The 15,409-nt window shown below is 43.5% G+C and carries 15 protein-coding genes; all 15 read right to left on the bottom strand.

Features of this window, described 5'->3' with window-relative positions; translation table 11 throughout:
- Positions 1 to 17 precede the first annotated feature (17 nt).
- Entirely contained in the window at positions 18 to 1,127 is a 1,110-nt protein-coding gene (locus BLR44_RS17255) for a hypothetical protein (protein ID WP_089684290.1), read from the bottom strand.
- 1 nt (position 1,128) lies between these two features.
- Positions 1,129 to 2,172 (bottom strand): glycosyltransferase, encoded by a 1,044-nt coding sequence (locus tag BLR44_RS17250; protein WP_089684288.1) that lies wholly within the window; start codon positions 2,170 to 2,172, stop codon positions 1,129 to 1,131.
- A gap of 19 nt (positions 2,173 to 2,191) precedes the next feature.
- Positions 2,192 to 3,115, bottom strand: a complete 924-nt coding sequence (locus tag BLR44_RS17245) for a sulfotransferase domain-containing protein (protein ID WP_089684285.1) — start codon at positions 3,113 to 3,115, stop codon at positions 2,192 to 2,194.
- A gap of 69 nt (positions 3,116 to 3,184) precedes the next feature.
- On the bottom strand, positions 3,185 to 4,090 hold the full coding sequence (locus tag BLR44_RS17240; RefSeq protein WP_089684283.1) for a sulfotransferase family 2 domain-containing protein: 906 nt from the start codon (positions 4,088 to 4,090) through the stop codon (positions 3,185 to 3,187).
- A gap of 49 nt (positions 4,091 to 4,139) precedes the next feature.
- Positions 4,140 to 5,012 carry a glycosyltransferase family 2 protein gene (locus BLR44_RS17235; protein WP_089684281.1) on the bottom strand — a complete coding sequence of 291 codons (873 nt, stop codon included), beginning with the start codon at positions 5,010 to 5,012 and terminating at the stop codon, positions 4,140 to 4,142.
- Between the two features lie 7 nt (positions 5,013 to 5,019).
- Positions 5,020 to 6,195 carry a glycosyltransferase family 4 protein gene (locus BLR44_RS17230; RefSeq protein ID WP_089684279.1) on the bottom strand — a complete coding sequence of 392 codons (1,176 nt, stop codon included), beginning with the start codon at positions 6,193 to 6,195 and terminating at the stop codon, positions 5,020 to 5,022.
- A complete protein-coding gene (locus BLR44_RS17225; RefSeq protein ID WP_089684277.1) occupies positions 6,177 to 7,073 on the bottom strand; it encodes an NAD-dependent epimerase/dehydratase family protein in 897 nt (298 codons plus the stop codon). The genes BLR44_RS17230 and BLR44_RS17225 overlap by 19 nt, the downstream gene beginning before the upstream one ends.
- Positions 7,070 to 7,918 (bottom strand): class I SAM-dependent methyltransferase, encoded by an 849-nt coding sequence (locus BLR44_RS17220; RefSeq protein ID WP_089684275.1) that lies wholly within the window; start codon positions 7,916 to 7,918, stop codon positions 7,070 to 7,072. Before BLR44_RS17220 ends, BLR44_RS17225 begins: the two co-directional genes overlap by 4 nt.
- Complete coding sequence (locus BLR44_RS17215; protein WP_410493100.1) at positions 7,918 to 8,448, bottom strand: acyltransferase; 531 nt, start codon at positions 8,446 to 8,448, stop codon at positions 7,918 to 7,920. Before BLR44_RS17215 ends, BLR44_RS17220 begins: the two co-directional genes overlap by 1 nt.
- A gap of 103 nt (positions 8,449 to 8,551) precedes the next feature.
- Entirely contained in the window at positions 8,552 to 9,589 is a 1,038-nt protein-coding gene (locus BLR44_RS17210) for a DUF4915 domain-containing protein (protein ID WP_089684270.1), read from the bottom strand.
- Between the two features lies 1 nt (position 9,590).
- A complete protein-coding gene (locus tag BLR44_RS17205) occupies positions 9,591 to 10,391 on the bottom strand; it encodes a sulfotransferase domain-containing protein (RefSeq protein ID WP_089684268.1) in 801 nt (266 codons plus the stop codon).
- Positions 10,388 to 11,605, bottom strand: a complete 1,218-nt coding sequence (locus tag BLR44_RS17200; protein WP_089684266.1) for an ABC transporter ATP-binding protein — start codon at positions 11,603 to 11,605, stop codon at positions 10,388 to 10,390. Before BLR44_RS17200 ends, BLR44_RS17205 begins: the two co-directional genes overlap by 4 nt.
- A gap of 9 nt (positions 11,606 to 11,614) precedes the next feature.
- Entirely contained in the window at positions 11,615 to 12,472 is an 858-nt protein-coding gene (locus tag BLR44_RS17195; RefSeq protein ID WP_089684263.1) for an ABC transporter permease, read from the bottom strand.
- Between the two features lie 202 nt (positions 12,473 to 12,674).
- Positions 12,675 to 13,778 carry an alginate O-acetyltransferase AlgX-related protein gene (locus BLR44_RS17190; protein ID WP_089684261.1) on the bottom strand — a complete coding sequence of 368 codons (1,104 nt, stop codon included), beginning with the start codon at positions 13,776 to 13,778 and terminating at the stop codon, positions 12,675 to 12,677.
- Positions 13,778 to 15,271: an MBOAT family O-acyltransferase gene (locus tag BLR44_RS17185; RefSeq protein WP_089684259.1), complete on the bottom strand. Its 1,494-nt coding sequence runs from the start codon at positions 15,269 to 15,271 to the stop codon at positions 13,778 to 13,780. Before BLR44_RS17185 ends, BLR44_RS17190 begins: the two co-directional genes overlap by 1 nt.
- Positions 15,272 to 15,409: the final 138 nt, after the last annotated feature.

The following is a 15,409-nucleotide window of genomic DNA, read 5'->3' as shown; positions in this document are numbered from 1 at the left end:
ATATACAGGCCTTTACTTTACACATATTTTATAAAGTTTTCTATATGACACCTAATTGATGGATAATCTCCTACCGACAATTTCTTCATCAACAGTTGAGGTATATCCGCTAACTGTTTATAAATATGTATTCCTTCGATATGGTTATAGGAACGTGCTGCTACCTCGCTTGTAACTACAGGCAACCCAGCCTTAAGTAACTCGGGAATTCTAGTCAGAGCACCAGAGCTCGGCACAGTATGAATAAGTGCTGCTTTCACCCGTCTCAGTAAAGCCATGAGTTGCTCATGAGTAATTTCACCTTGAACATGAATATTCGCAAATCTTTTGTAATTCTCTTGCAAAGTTTCAGTTCCAAATCCAGCGACTATGACTTCTATTGGAGTATTAGTAAGATGATTTAAAGCTTCTTCCATTCCCATACGAGTAGGTGGGTTGCGAGCTGTCCCTAACATGAGTACATGCTCGCTTTGCTGCGATGCAGACCGAAAATCTCGTATCTTTTGAAGTTCTGCAGCGACTGGTTCCGAAGGATAATAGGGTAAATAGCTAGTAGGTATCGCATGTAACTGCAATAACCACAACTCTTCCGCTGATATTGTAAAGACTTGACTACACTTTTTAAGAAAGTGTATCTCCTTGTTGAGCCAATTTGGAGAAACTTCACCTGATAATGAGAAGCGTCTTGTTGGGACCAGCGAATCTAAATTATGCGGAAGCGCTATAACATCAACTCCTAGATCTACAGCAACGCAGGGTAGCACAAAGTCCATTATACCTGAATAACCGCTCCCACTTTCCCATATAATTTTATCAACCGGCCAATAGGTCCTTATCAATTCCAGGTATTGTTTGTAGGCAATTGCCAGATTTGCTACAATCAATAGATGATTGGAGCACGGGATTTGGTGTTTTCTTTTTATCGCAAGGCCTTGCTGATAATACCCTATCGCTCTCTTGAGGGAGTAGTTATTAAACCTAATAACCTTGTTTATGGATAAGACTTCAACTTTCGGTATCTCCGACAAAATCTCAGAAACTTGAGCGCTCCTTCTTTTACCGCCCCCCCCCCAAGCATCGCTTTCAAAAGGGGTGAACCGCAATATCCGTCTTTTTGTTCCACACATACTAACTAGCTAAGTTTACCAAATGACCATTAAGATCAAAGTCTCGTAAGGCCTTTCTAGTCCACATAATATTTTCCTGACGCAATCGCATTTCAGAAGAAAACATTTCAGGAATCTTAAGAAAATGATAAACCACATCCGGCCTTATCAAAAGCCATTTGAGCAAGAATAAATATCTATTTTTTTCCAGCTTCGACTCATAGTAGAACATCTCACGAAAATATGGATACAATAGCTCAAACAAACTTATACCTTTTAATTTGGGCTTTATATGCACGGCTTTTCGAAAAGCATACTTAACGAGTTTGATGAGCTGACTCGTATGATAAATTTTTTCATGTATGTTTTTATTACCTTGGGTCAGCTGTTGACCATGTACCCGCCAAGTAGCCAACGGACGGGGTATATGAACCGTATTCGCTATCAGTGACACACGCATTCCCCACTCAAAATCGCTGATTGCACCAAATCTAGTCGAGAATGCCCCTACTTTATCGAAAAGAACTTTTCGAACTAATAGCTGAGTTATAGAATGATATACAGTGTGTAAACTGGCATGCAATATCCCATCGTGCGGAGCCAAGCGTTTATGCGGCTGATCCAACCATCCATTAAAATATATTCCTGGCATAAACTGACGCCATTGCCATTTATCCATAAATGGTTTCCCATGTTCGTCAATAATGATAAGATTGCAGTGCGCAATATCACAATCAGGGTTTAGGTCTAGGGCATTGACCATAGTTTCCAGACAGTCAGTATACATAGTATCGTCACTGGTAGCTATATATACGTACTCACTCTTTGCTTTTTCTATTCCTTTATTCCAGGCATCGTAAGGCCCTTTAGGCGGGTATTGATATAACCTGAAACGAGTGTCGCTCGCCGCTTTATTCTGTAAAAAGTTCCAACTGCCATCAGTAGACATACCATCAATCACAATGCATTCCCAATCACTTAACGTTTGCTGCAGGATCGTCTCTAAACGCTCCTTTATAAAACTGTAACTATTAAATGTTGGCAATATCACAGAAACTCTAGGCATAAATAGGAATTTGTACGGATTATTTACACGGGAAGGGTGTATCCATCCGATAACACGTGACTTTAAAAGTATCCAAGATTAATTGTAAGGCTTCGGTTTGCAAAGAGGTCATTTCGGACTGCCACTTATATATAATTCCGAGACTTTCTCCTTCGTTAATTGCTTTGATAGTAGTTGGATCACTAAGACGATAGCTTTTCGATGGCGTTGCTAACACATTCTTAAGCGCATGCGGTTTTGCTATCTTGGCGAATTCACAGATTTTTTGTATTTCAAGGTCAGGCTGGGTAATCAAATCCTCATAAAAAAGCACGAGCTTTTCAGTGTCACTAAACTGAAGTGGATATATATTTTCTAGTATCCAATTCAATACAGCTTTTTCCAAATATGTTCCTGATTCCAGCAACTGATACCCTAGTTGAATCTGCTCTTTGTTAAGATATGCCGAACGCCATCTAACGTCATCCAAATAGGGCTTAGCTGTTATTCCCCATTGGTTCTTTACGACAGATAGCGCTTGTGCAGCCGGATGGCGAGCTAGATATACTATTTTAATATTTGGTAAATCTGCCATCCAATCTATTAATGGAGAAGCATTTACTATTTTGAGCACTTTACGGCACGCAGATTTATAATGTGCCCCCCGAAATAAATTTCCAGAAATGATAAGCTTCAGATACGTTCTAACTTTTTCTTCATCGTCAGATGATAACGTAATAAACTGGCTTAGCTCTTTTTGAGGAAGGTATTGTAACTTGAGCTGCCCTTCAGGTATATCGGGTTTAAAAAGATCGAAAGGCTGATCAACCAATAATGTCCCTGGTGTAGATGCTAACATTTGGGCTACTACTGTAGACCCCCCTCGCCGGCTAGCAAAAAGTAGCACGTCAGGCTCTTTAGCCGGTGGGAAAAGTTTGCCAGTCCATCTTTTAATGATCCCCATGGAATTGTGCACACATCAGTTGTCCTATTTAAGCTTAGATTTGCGGCTAATTCATCCTGCTCTCACACCTTATCTCTTTCTTGTTAACCACGCTTTGACTCTCCTTATAGGATGAAAGTCACGAGAAGCATCTTTATATCCCTGCCAATAGCCCTCCTGATATATTTTTCTGGAAAGTGTTGTAGAAACGTTCACCCTACCTTCACTGTATGCTTTGCTGCATTCTCTGATGAGTTGTAGTGAATGATCTATATCATTTAGATTCAATAGTTCTTTTTCAAAATGAATGAGAGCCCATTCATATATCCTTACGTCTAAAAAGTTACGTTCTCTTATCAAAGTAGCCAACTCATTATCAATTACTTCTTTTCTTTCTCTGTTAACATTTACCTTTTTATAAAAAGGAACTGAGTCCAACGCTAGTTTTTTTTGAAAATATGCTAAGCTTTCATCATAGCGCTCCATGATACCGAAGCCAACAAAATACTGTTGCAGATGGTCTATGGCTGTATAGAACATCTCATCATTACATTGATTTATAGGCGGATACTTTCCTGCGATCACCCTTGTCATACCATTATCCAATTCTGTGGTCAGATCACTCATCAAAAAATCCCTGAGCGCATAATTTTTAGATTTCACTTCGTCATACAGGTAATGGTCTTTATTCTTAAGAATGTAGTAATATAAAGAAATCAACCTATCAACCGGATTTCTAAAGAATGTGATATACTTAACCTGTTCTTTACGCTCAAAATAGTTATGCAATCCAAACCCCATATGGCCTTCTAACAGCTGGATGGATTCCTTTTTTTCTTTAGGAAGATCTATAAACTCTTTCAATTGCATTCGTTGATCGATAACCTCTAGATAATAGACATTCTCTTCTGAATAATACCTATTTAAGACATCTTTCAGTGTAGATCCTCCCGCTTTAGGAATATGTAGGAATATCAATTTATCGAACTTTGCCATCAGAAGCAGTCATTAATAAAATTAGAATCAGCCCTTATTTTTCACAGAGTTAAACTACAATTTCTTTTGCCATATAGCTTAATTGAACAATCTCAAACCAACTTAAATGTTTTGCTTGGGGTACCATTGCTTTAAGAATTTTTCCCTCGGCTCGGTCAAGCCCCCATCTTTGTAGCCGTTTACGCATATTTCTGATCTCATCGATCTTTTCATGTATGGCCCAAAAGGCATCTCCCGTGGCTTCGCCGTGATATCGCTCAATGATGCGCTTGATTTCCAGAAGGCGTTTCTCACCTCCAGTACCCGTTTTATGTTCTTCATGGATACGATAAACCGATAAGTTCTTGGCCGTTGGGATAAACTTTGCTCCGGCTATTTGAGCCCGGATGTACCATTCCCAGTCAAATGCGTAGTGCATCGAGATATCTAATTTCCCAATATTTTCCCAAAGTACCCTTGGCCAGAAACTACTTGGCTGCACTATAGTATCACAATACTTAATATCTAATTTATTAAGTGTACTGTGCACTTTACTTGGATAAGCCCTTGATTTTCCTTCTACTATATGGACACAATTACCACAAAGAATCGAATCATCTTTATTTGCTAAGTTTTCGGCAACAAACTTTAAAGTCCCTGGCAGGTAGTAATCATCAGAGTTGAGCCAGCAAATGATATCACCGGTTGCTCTGGCAAAACCTTTATTTATAGCGTCAGCTTGTCCTTCGTCCGGCTCGCTTACCCAATAAGCAAGGTGGCGCTCGTACTTTTTAATAATATCAAGAGATTCATCCGTACTACCGGCATCCATGAGTATGTACTCTAAGTTTGGATAGCTTTGATACAAAACAGAGTTGATTGTATCTTCTAAGTATTTCCCCTGATTGAAAGAAGGAGTAATAACCGTTATTTTAGGTAACATCTATTTACTATTTAGCAGTAATGCTATCTACTATATGTAAAAATCGCTCAGCAAAAAAATCTACAGATTCATCGTACTTAAAAGCAGGCCTATCTCTATCCACCGCAAGGGCCTTCTGCATAAGCTGGGCTAACTCGCTAGCATCAGTTGGATCGAAATATTGCCCCTGTTCATGCAATTGCTCCTGATGAACATCTAAATTGGAGGCCAGCACTCTTTGATTCATCGCTTTCGCATCTTCCACTACAGTGCTCCAACCCTCTGAAAGCGAAGGTTGAATAATTGCTTCCGCTCCTTCCATAATCTTTAGCTGTTCATCACGATCCAAAAACCCTAAAAATCGCACATATTTATTGAGATGATTTTCCTGTATAAAATCCTGAAGTGACTGGAAATGATTTGCAACGCGATAATCTTCTTGCTTGCCTGAGAAAGCTACTACAAAATCAGGCTGCGTTCGACTCAGCACTTTTATTGCTTCTAAAACAATACGATGGTTCTTATGAACCCAAAACTGATTCGGTGAAAAAAAATACGGCTGCGTCAAGCCATATTTCTGTCTAATTGCGTCTAAGTCTAAATGCTGATAAGGTGGGTGTGTTACAGCAAAGGGCATGACATGCACATGGGTAGTAGCCTCAGGATAGTAATGGCGGAATTCCTGAGCGGCACTATTACTGCTGAAAACTACATTCTTTCTACCTCTAGCCAGCATCTCTTGAAAGCGTTTACGATCAGCAAGCTCGCTTTCATCAAATAGCTGTGGCAGCTTGCGTTCCTGAAAATCAGCAATCCAATATATTTTATGTGGTATCAAACTAAAGTATCTATTGAAGCTCTTGTGCCACAAGTTTAGAGGAAAAACCACCTTAGCATCATTTGCTGTAGGACGACGTTCTAAAAGATTCCGTCTAAACAAACGTTGACTCCATGCATTTATCTTTTTTTCCAGACTTTTTTCAGGAAGATGAAAATACTGTGGGAAATAGCGCACTGACAAATATGGGTAGCCGGTCTGCTGTACCATAGTAAAGTCATCTTCTTGTTCGGTGAAGATGACCAGATGTGGTTTCTGCTCGTTAGGCAGACGTTTCAGAGCACTGACTAAATTAAGGATGTAATACACGCCCCCAATCCATTCTGGGGTGTTATAAAATACTATACCTATTTTTCTTCGAGCCACTGTACATATCTTTTTAATCCCTCAGTCAAACTTACTTGCTGATGATATCCCATCGCTTTGATTTTGCGTATGTCAGCACACCAACGCAAAGGGTCGCCCGGTCGTTCGTATCCACTGAACTTGAGGTCTGCCTGAACAGGATAGTGCTCCATGAATACAGAAGCGGCTTCACCTATACTTACTTCTTCCCCATTTGCCACATTGTAGATCGTTCCGGCAAACTCCCCTTGCTTAATCACTAAAGCAATCACTTGAATCAGGTCATCGATGTAGATGAAATCACGTGTTTGCTGGCCGGTACCCCACAGTTCAACTTTCTGATTTCGTTGAGCTTTTGTATGTAAATCCCAGAAGAACTGTTTGCGAAGGCCTGGACCATAGGCTGAGAAGATACGCAGACAACACGTCCTCAACGAAAAACTATCGTGAAATTCCTGGCAAATTTGCTCACTATACTGCTTGTGCCATCCGTAGGGCGAAAGCGGTCGAACCGGTACATCTTCGGTGATCGGCAACCACAATGGATTACCGTATACAGCAGCACTCGACAAGTTGATAAAACGACAGTGCGGTGAGAATTGCCGGATGGCTTCCAACATACGGAAGACGTTGTTGGTATTGAGTGTATAATCTCGCAAGGGATGTTCGAGCGATTGCGGCACACTAGCAGCCCCTGAGCAATTTATGCAAACTTCGAACCCTTGGTCACGGAATACTTCCCGATAATCGGCATTGGTGGCGTCGATCAGAAAGTAATTTGAGTCTACATAATCGGTAACAACATCACACCCCCAAGCTTCTATGTCGGCTTGTGACCGAAAATAAGCAAGGCAATGTGACCCAATAAATCCTTTACTCCCTATAATTACTATTTTCATTGTTTACGACCTATATAGCTATACATACGTCCTGGCACTTTGCGTTCGTCCAAGCTCTGGGGAATTATTTTATGACGCAACCATGGAAGGCGATTGATCAACACACGCAAAGGAAAAGGCTGGCGTTGAACAAATTTGCGCTGCTGTTGAGCAAGCATCTTTTGCACTTGCGCCGTTGTCAACGGGAAGTAGTTCAGCACGCTGTCATAATATTGGAATTCTTTAAGTAAAGCTATCCCCGCCTCTATTATAGCTTCCTGGTATTGCCCTGGCGTAAAGGCATTCTCACCACCATAGTACTGCTGCAGCGGATGATTGTCAAGAAACCAAACCTTATCGCCGTCGTTGAATACGACGTGGTCACGTACTGTAAAATAGAGGCCGTCTTTTTTGAGCACACGCCCCGCTTCCTTTACAAATTGTTTCAGGTCACGCGCATGGTGCATGGCTTGTCTTACATACACGACATCAAACGAAGCATCAGCAAACTGAATTTCCTCAGCCAAAGCTTCGTATACCTCTAACTCCGACAGGTTATACTCCGTTTTCAAGCGCCGAATGGCTCCCGCCCCAATGGTTTCACTTGGGTCAGGCTCAACAGCTGTGACGCGATAGCCTTCCAAAGAAAAAGCTACCGCACTAATTCCATTTCCGCTGCCAATGTCTAGTATAGATTGGGCCTGCGGATGATAGTGCCGTAATAGGCGGAGGGTTTCCTGAAACTCTTCGCTCTGTCGAAAAAGTACAACATTAGCTGCAAGATCGGCATCCAGATATGCATCGCGCACCAACGAAGCATAGGCCGGTGTCTTGCGGATGTACTCAATTGTTTCTTCCCACGTCATCAGGTAGTATACCTTATAATTTTAGCTGGATTGCCAGCGACCACCGCATAATCAGGAACGTTTTTGGTAACGATTGTTCCTGCCGCAACGATCGCGCCCTTTCCAATCGTTACACCTTTTAAAATAATTGCATTAAAACTTATCCAAGCTTCATCGTGGATAATGATACTACCAGTTTTTATAGAACCCTGGTCTGTAGGAGGGCCATCTTTGAGTAATGATAAATAAGTATCTACTCTATCACTACTATTCAACTCATGAGAATCTGTATCAATTATACTCACGCCATGAGAAATCAGGACATTCTTGCCAATTTTCACAAGCTCTCCTGACCATATCTGTGTATTTTCACCTATGTAACTGTTCTCTCCAATTTCAATATATCCGCCATAGGCCAGTAACTTTAAGTGCCCTCTTATTCTTGAATTTCTCTTTATAACTATTTTGTTTCTATTTTTTTGAAAATTCTTAATAGTAGCCTCAGGGTACAATACAGCTGCATCCTCAATTATAGCTAAATCCTTAGGCATACTAATATTTTTAGCAATACTCAACTGATTTGCCTTTTGTAATACTGATGGATCATTTTTATAAACAAACTTAATCCATCTTAATATATTAATAAGCCCCATATCAACCAAGCCTACTCTTTATTCTATGAAATACTTTTTTAAACAAACTGTCTTTGGATTTTTTTTTAGCTAAATAAGCATTCTTTTTCTTGAGATGATCTATGATAGCATTCTGCCGATAGATTTCTTCCAGACCTAAGTTTACTTGATTTTTTAAATTTGCCTTTTCCTTATCACTCAAGCTTATCAAATACTTGCTTGGATCAGAAATAATTGCACTTCCAAACTCAGGAGTAATTTCTACGATATCGTATATCTCTGGAAAAGGTACAGACACTTCTTCCATTATTTCACACCTTTCAGACTCTACAAGTTTTATCTTTCCCGTTGGGTTCTCAAGCGCTGACTTACGATCAGCACTCACACCAACCAACCAACCTTTTGAAGTCACAGCAATTCCTCTTGTAAAGCCTCCTAGGTTAACAAAATTATTCTCACCATTCTCAATTATCCGAATGCCTCTTTTATGAGAGTCACATATCAGCCATCGGTTATGTATCTTTCTAGGATTGTGTGGCCCGCTTAATCCCTCAATAATTAGCTCCTCTGTATGCATTTTCATGACAAAACCTGTATCACGACAGTTGCCGTTCCAGTCACGGTGATTATCGAACTTACCAAATGCTGATATATAGATCTCCGTATCTACCCCGTATAAGCAGTTTAAATGCCATGCATCGCCATTCCCCCCAGGGCTCCATTTTCGTATTATTTCCCCTCGCCAGTCGTACCAATGCACCTCATTCGTTCCTGTTGAAACAACTATTACCTCCTTTTCAGTTACATAGATATCATGTACATCTTTTGCCTCTGATAGCCTTACAGTAGAGCGTACGCCTGATGCATCATAAATAACCAAAGTTTGCAATGCTCTTATGAAACGATAACATAACCCTTTTGTAAAAACTAGTCCGGTAGAATCTAGATTATCGATTACGACACCTTCACCGCGATGCCATAAAAAAAAACCGCCTGTGCCTAATCCAGAATCACCATAAGCACCGACACATGTAGCTAGGAATGATATATTTTCAAGCATATTATCCGTACTTTAATGCACTTAATTGCTCACCGAATTTTTCTTGAAAACATTTCAGGTCTTCGTCAGAAAAGTGATTTTTCCAATCTCCAGAGACGCCTTTTCTAGTAAACTTATGTTCAGATTCAGGTCCTCGCTTCAACGACTTGTACTCCGCCTCTCGCATCGCCTTCAGTTGTGAGTGCTCTACAGCCCGCGCTATCTTCTGAGCATCAAGCGGCTGCCCCATCCAAGTAACAATTCGCTCCAATTCTGTAGCCGCATCTTTTAACAAATCTTCGTAGCGCACGACAATTATCTGCCTGTCATGGGTATGCGCTAACCAAGATTGGACATTTGTCCCCCAACTTCCAAACGGTTTTAGGTCCTTAAAAAAGTGCTTTCTCAAGTACTCAGAGAAGCTCGTTTCTTTGGAAATCTGCCCCTGCATCTGGTTGAAAAAATAATAACTTACTGCTACGTCGCGCCCGTCACGCACCACGTAGATGGCCTTTTCAAAGCGCTCTTCGAAGAGCAAGTGATGTTTGATAATACGGGGCGATTTCTGTAGGTTATCGACCAAATCTCTATTGCTATGCAGGTCAGGAACAAATGGCCGTATCGAAACAAAGTCGATATCTGCATCAAAGAAGTAATTCGCTAACAGGAATCGCACCCATGTGCTCCCGGATTTAGGGTAGGAAACCAGAAAAAAGTCGTCTGGTTTAGGAGTGTAAACTTCCACTGAAGATGTGTCTTTGTCTTGGCTTGGCATCTCCTTCTCTAACGACTTAGGCCAAAAACTTTTGATGAGTCGCTTCATGTTTTTGAAATTAGTTGCGAAATGTCCCACTCCGCAGGTAATGAGAAAGGTGCTCCTGAGGCAGCTCGAGTGTTGTTAATGTAGAAGTTGCCTACGCTTCGGTAGTTGGCCAGAACAGTAGGTCGCTCAAGAGTATCAAAATGGTAGAAAGCAATTGCAACATCGTATTTACCGGTATCTAAAGCTACCGATGGAACCGTTAGCTGGATGTTGAATTCTCCGGCCGGCTGATGATCTACCCTCTTGGAAACCGTCGCAATGGGTTTTAAGTCATTATCATGTATAATGACGACCATCCGAAAAGGAGAAAACGCATCAGGCAACGATAGGTCAAACTGAATATGCAAGGTATCCAGATGCTTGAAGGCGTTAGTATCTTCTGTATCGTCTGTGTAGATACGTAGATTCCGCATCATATGCGGGTAGTCGCCATATACCACTGACTCAGCGCTACTATCAAATGATCGATAGTAGAGCTCAGCCCCTTTCCCTACGTCTGTCCCATGATATACTTCTTTTCCTTTGTCCATCAGCATGACACTCGAAGAAATACGAGCTACCTGTGGCATCCCATGGGAAACAAAAATGACTGCAGCTTTCTGCACCAGTTCCGCAATCACATTGAAGCATTTGATCCGAAATCCCACATCGCCTACGGCTAGTACTTCATCGATGATCAGCACGTCCGGCTCCATCTGCGAAGCCACCGCAAAGCCCAGCCGTACTTTCATCCCGGAGCTGTAGTTCTGCACGGGCGTGTCGATGTACTCGGCGATTTCTGCAAACTCGACAATGGCATCGAACTTCTGGTCTATCTCTTTCTTGGTAAACCCCAGCAACGAACCGTTGATGTAGATGTTTTCACGCCCGGTCAGAATGGGGTTAAAGCCAGCCTGTAGCTCGATCAGGGCTCCGATACGCCCTTTCATCGTGATCCGTCCCTTGTCAGGTTTGATCAACCCGTTCAACATCTTCAGCAGGGTACTTTTCCCCGCGCCGTTGTGGCCAATCAGACCGAGACATTCTCCGCGTTTCAACTCAAACGAGATGTCATCGACCGCCCAAAACTCTTTGGGCCGTAAACGTTCGTGTCGGGTGTGTAGTCCCAGCAACTCGGTGCCGATGTCCTGTACCCCGTACCTGAGCGATCGCTTCAGGTCCTTGCAAAATTTTTTGGAAACGTTTTCGACGCTTACCAACACTTCGTCGTTCATAAACTTTTGTTAAGAGCCGATGCGCGCAATCAGATGCGGTAAGGCAAGTCGAAATAGAATCAATCCCAGAAAGAACACCACCATGGAAATAGCTGTGATAATCCAGAACTCGGGAGCAAACTCGGGAGTTACGCCCGTCAGCCAGTCGCGAGCCGTGTTGATCAGTGGACTGATGGGATTGTACTTACCTACTACAGCGGCAATGCCTGTTTTGGGCACCGGATAGATGATCGGCGTCAACAGGAAAATGAAGGGCATAACGGCTCCGACCAGATTGCTCACGTCCGTGTACAAGACACTTAGCGGCATCAGCAGTAATCCAATGGCAAACCCAAACATCATCAATCCAAAAATCCCGATGGGGGCCAGCAAGATCCGCTCATCGGGCACTACTTTATACACGACAAAGACGATGACCAGCAGCGTAGCCTTGATCAGAAAATTGTAGATATTATTATACAAGACTTGCAACAACAATGCTTCGCGCGGAAAGTTGATTTTGGTCAGCATCGAGCGTGCGCCTTGTACCATCCCCAATGGTCCGTTCAAGGCTTGCAAAAAAAATTGCCATAGCAACGATCCGGTCAGCACAAAGGCGGCATAAGGAATCTTAGGCTCGTCAATGTTCAGTACACTGCTTCCACGCAGGAAAACCCAGACCAGCGTAGTAGCAATGGGAGGGATAAAAGCCCATAAGTGTCCTAAAATAGACTGCCGGTACCTGGCCTGCAAATTGCGCATGAACAAGCGCCAGGCTAACTCGCGCGAGGCGAGAAGGTCTTTCCAGAAGCTACGGAAAAAGCTCCCGGGCCGACGTAATCCACTCTCAGGCGAATAGACGGTAACTTGTTGAGAGTAATCGATCATGAAAATAACTACTTGCTGTATACTTCACTCCCAGCCGAAGTAAGCAGCTCTGTGGTAAGTGGTTCTGCTTACCGTTAGCTTTTTATGCTGTGAGGAGGATGATAATGTTCGACTGGCCTTTTGTTGGCTACCCTGCAAACTTACGTTTTTCCCCCTATCTGGTTGCCTCTTCCCCTGAATACCTTCGCTTAGGCACCAGAGGCTACCGGTCAGTTCCTTCCTGCATAGATACGCTGTTGCTGGCAGGCAAAAAATGCTCTATCTTCTGCACAGCAATGCGCATTCCGTCAGGGTTCCAATGGGTATCGGTCGGATGGTAAACCGGCTCAGCGCTGGCTTTGAAATCATCGTACAGACAGATCACAGGTACATGGGCCTGTTCAAGCGCTTTGCAAAGACGCGGCACAAAGTTATCATAGGGCTTTTCGGTCACCAGATGCCCATACACCGAGAGTTTGTCGGGAACCGGCATAAAAACCAGTTTCAAGTTATACTGCCCCAACAATTTCGCTTGTAAGAGGACAAGATTAGCCGTGATTTCTTGGATCAAAGAATCAGGACGAATGTCCGTAAAATTACTTTGGGTAGGGCCAAAGAAAAGCCAAGGAGGATTTCGGGTATAGAGGTGGTTGCCCGGCACTTCCTGAAAAAGGGCGAAGCGTGCATCCGCCCACGCTCCGTAGGCAGCGCTGGTTACTACACTATGTTTCAGAAAGTAATCTACTTTGACAGGTTTTAAAACAAACCACTGATTAAATTTAGCTTGTGCCCTAAACGCCAGATCCGCAAACCTTTTTTCAAGTCCAGAAGGCTGGGTGATAGGTTGAGGCGTAGCAAAACGCCGTATTAGCTCACGCTCAACACTCTCTACAATAAGCGTGCGCGGCGCTCCACGTCTCCGCCTCACCTGCGTTTTTTGCAGCAATTTTTCAAACGTATTTATCTTGAAAAGCGGCTCCAGTAGCGCCGGATTATGTCTTGTACTGACAACATAGATTTGCTGATCGTGCTTTGTTGAAAACCGATCGATAGCCTTCGCAAATACCTGCATGAAGCTATCACCCATGATCAGGACATCAGCATTTTCAGGGTTGCTGGACGTTTTGCTTTCCTGCTGTAAGAAGTCTTGATCATTTCGTGCCTGGCTAAACGCCGATAACTTGGTGAGGTAGTACAGATCACCTTTTTTCCCCTCCAATGCTGTATTCATCCACCCCGGCAGGCGTTCCTGCTTTAAGAGCAGGAACAAAGCCAGACTTATAACTCCCCATCCACCCAAGAGCCCTTTTAGAACAGAAGTGCGCATCAAAATTGAAAATAGATGAACGATTGTGCTTCAAACTCTCCTAACAAGAAGATCATCGCGACGAAGGCAGCATAAGCCGGGTAGCGCACAAGGCGGGGAACGCGGCGGGGCCACTGTGCCGTAAGCCAGCCTTGGCCTTGTAAAAACTCCACTCCCATCAGCACGAGAATTAGCCCGAAACCTACCACCACCTTCGAGGTCAGTACGTATTCCCAGAGATGCCAATTCTGCCACTGCCAAGCCGCAGTCGGCCACCGGAGTAAGTTCCGAAGGACGAACTGCGCATCTGTTAACGTATTGGCCCGGAAGAAAATCCACGCGAATATCACCAACACAAATGTGAGCACCACGTGCAACGTCTTCCAGGGCCAGCTATCCTTTTGCAAGAGAACCGAGCTTTGCGAGAGAGGAATGCTGACGTGCATCTTTTGCCTGAGATCGTTAAGCACCAGTGCACTGACCAGATAAAAACCATGGAGCGCTCCCCAAATGACGAATGTGTAGTTGGCCCCATGCCACAGCCCACTTACCAAAAAAGTGATGAACAAATTGTAGTACCACCGCCACTTGACCACTCGGTTGCCTCCCAGAGGAATGTAGACATAATCGCGAAACCAAGTAGAGAGCGAGATATGCCAGCGTTTCCAGAACTCACTGACTGATTTGGAAAAATACGGTTGCCGGAAATTTTCCATCAGGTCAAACCCCATGATCTGGGCAGCACCGATGGCAATGTCCGAATAGCCGGAAAAATCACAGTAAATCTGAAAAGCGAAAAAGAAGGTAGCAATCAGGAGAGAAGCCGGATCGCCGTCGTAACGCTCCGTATGGTTGTAGACTTCGTTTACGATGATGGCAAGCTTGTCGGCAATGGCCACCTTTTTAAAAAAACCCCATGCCATCCGTCGGAATCCCGCCGCAATCCGATCATAGTCGAAGGTCATGTGCTGGCGAAACTGCGGTAATAAGTGCGAAGAGCGTTCGATGGGTCCCGCGACGAGCTGAGGGAAAAACGAAACGAATAAGGCAAATCGTCCGAAATGCCGCTCTGGGGAAGTCACACCTTTGTACACATCAATGGAGTAACTCATGGTCTGAAACGTGTAAAAAGAGATCCCCACCGGCAGAAGGATATCCCAATGCCAGGGCGTTGGCCCGGGCTCCCAGCCTACGGTCGCAAGTGCTTTCCAGATAAAGACTCCAAAGAAATTCAGGTATTTAAAGCTGAACAATAAGCCTAAGTTCATGATCAGACTGATCACCAGATAGGGCAGCCGCTCGCGCTGTGTCGCACGATTTCCCATTTGGCGCCCCGCCCAGTAATCGATCACCGTAGAAAACAAAATCAGAATGATGTATTCAGGGCGCCAGCACATGTAGAAGTAGTAGCTAGCCACCAGCAGCAGCGCCCAACGCCATTTGGAAGGAATGGCGAAATAAGCCGCAATAACGATCGGAAAGAATAGAAGAAACTGAAAGGAGTTGAACAGCATAGGGACCGCTTTGCGTCTGGTCAGAAAGACGCACGAGACGACGAAAGTACTAATTGTCAATGCAAAAGTGGAAACTCAGGCCCACTAAAGTAAAACCGAGCCCATCACTTGCATCAGGTGATGGGCTCGGTTTCCTCG

It is taken from the genome of Catalinimonas alkaloidigena, assembly GCF_900100765.1.
Classification (GTDB): domain Bacteria; phylum Bacteroidota; class Bacteroidia; order Cytophagales; family Flexibacteraceae; genus Mooreia; species Mooreia alkaloidigena.
The sequence above is the reverse complement of the archived record's forward strand: the minus strand, read 5'-3'. Positions and strand labels throughout refer to the sequence as shown.

What these genes read in the sequence shown, in the direction of transcription:
- BLR44_RS17255 (WP_089684290.1), bottom strand. Translation starts at nt 1,127, where the DNA reads ATGTGTGGAACAAAAAGACGGATATTGCGGTTCACCCCTTTTGAAAGC.
- BLR44_RS17250 (WP_089684288.1), bottom strand. Translation starts at nt 2,172, where the DNA reads ATGCCTAGAGTTTCTGTGATATTGCCAACATTTAATAGTTACAGTTTT.
- BLR44_RS17245 (WP_089684285.1), bottom strand. Translation starts at nt 3,115, where the DNA reads ATGGGGATCATTAAAAGATGGACTGGCAAACTTTTCCCACCGGCTAAA.
- BLR44_RS17240 (WP_089684283.1), bottom strand. Translation starts at nt 4,090, where the DNA reads ATGGCAAAGTTCGATAAATTGATATTCCTACATATTCCTAAAGCGGGA.
- BLR44_RS17235 (WP_089684281.1), bottom strand. Translation starts at nt 5,012, where the DNA reads ATGTTACCTAAAATAACGGTTATTACTCCTTCTTTCAATCAGGGGAAA.
- BLR44_RS17225 (WP_089684277.1), bottom strand. Translation starts at nt 7,073, where the DNA reads ATGAAAATAGTAATTATAGGGAGTAAAGGATTTATTGGGTCACATTGC.
- BLR44_RS17220 (WP_089684275.1), bottom strand. Translation starts at nt 7,918, where the DNA reads ATGACGTGGGAAGAAACAATTGAGTACATCCGCAAGACACCGGCCTAT.
- BLR44_RS17215 (WP_410493100.1), bottom strand. Translation starts at nt 8,448, where the DNA reads ATGCCTAAGGATTTAGCTATAATTGAGGATGCAGCTGTATTGTACCCT.
- BLR44_RS17210 (WP_089684270.1), bottom strand. Translation starts at nt 9,589, where the DNA reads ATGCTTGAAAATATATCATTCCTAGCTACATGTGTCGGTGCTTATGGT.
- BLR44_RS17205 (WP_089684268.1), bottom strand. Translation starts at nt 10,391, where the DNA reads ATGAAGCGACTCATCAAAAGTTTTTGGCCTAAGTCGTTAGAGAAGGAG.
- BLR44_RS17200 (WP_089684266.1), bottom strand. Translation starts at nt 11,605, where the DNA reads ATGAACGACGAAGTGTTGGTAAGCGTCGAAAACGTTTCCAAAAAATTT.
- BLR44_RS17195 (WP_089684263.1), bottom strand. Translation starts at nt 12,472, where the DNA reads ATGATCGATTACTCTCAACAAGTTACCGTCTATTCGCCTGAGAGTGGA.
- BLR44_RS17190 (WP_089684261.1), bottom strand. Translation starts at nt 13,778, where the DNA reads ATGCGCACTTCTGTTCTAAAAGGGCTCTTGGGTGGATGGGGAGTTATA.
- BLR44_RS17185 (WP_089684259.1), bottom strand. Translation starts at nt 15,271, where the DNA reads ATGCTGTTCAACTCCTTTCAGTTTCTTCTATTCTTTCCGATCGTTATT.